This is a genomic window from Shewanella basaltis (assembly GCF_023283885.1).
In the GTDB taxonomy this organism is placed as follows: domain Bacteria; phylum Pseudomonadota; class Gammaproteobacteria; order Enterobacterales; family Shewanellaceae; genus Shewanella; species Shewanella basaltis.
Genome location: NZ_JAKILA010000053.1, coordinates 1 through 670 on the forward strand (window position 1 = coordinate 1; position 670 = coordinate 670).

General features: G+C 41.8%; 1 tRNA gene and 1 rRNA gene. Both read right to left on the minus strand.

Annotated elements, in window-relative coordinates:
- Nucleotides 1-94 (minus strand): 23S ribosomal RNA (locus tag L2703_RS18900); the annotation flags it as partial.
- Between the two features lie 484 nt (nucleotides 95-578).
- Nucleotides 579-654 (minus strand) — tRNA-Ala (locus L2703_RS18905).
- Between the last annotated feature and the right edge of the window lie 16 nt (nucleotides 655-670).

A 670-nucleotide genomic window follows, 5' to 3' on the forward strand; every position in this document is an offset into this window, starting at 1 on the left:
TGTTACTAGCTCGCCAACGCTTTTCGCAAGTTACTACGTCCTTCATCGCCTCTGACTGCCAAGGCATCCACCGTATACGCTTAGTCACTTAACCATACAACCCAAATGAGTCTTTCTTACGCTTGTTACTCATCTTATTATCCGGCGTTTTCAGTTTCACTCCTCAATCCTGTAGCGCTGCTACACTCATTCGTCGTTCAACTTCAAGCCTTGCCTAATAAGCGATTAACTGCGCTCACCCTTTGTAGAAACAAAAGATAAGAAAACGTGGGTCATATTGTGACCAGCTGGTTTTTACTTTGATAATTCATGCACTTTCGCACACGAAATCGCCTTAGTTTTTAGAATATTCAAGACACTTAAACAGTGTTTTGAGAACTCAATGTTCAATACTTTCGTATCGAACGATTTGTAATTAATCACATGACAGACTCATGCAATTAAATACTATCAGCTTTCCTAATTGTTAAAGAGCGGGCTTAAAAAAGCCAAAGATAAATTTTGTTTATCTTTGGCATCTCTAACCAATGCATGTCATGGTGGAGCAATGTGAGTAAACCATTGAACCAACAAGTAAATGGTGGAGCTATGCGGGATCGAACCGCAGACCTCCTGCGTGCAAGGCAGGCGCTCTCCCAGCTGAGCTATAGCCCCATTTACATGCAGTTGA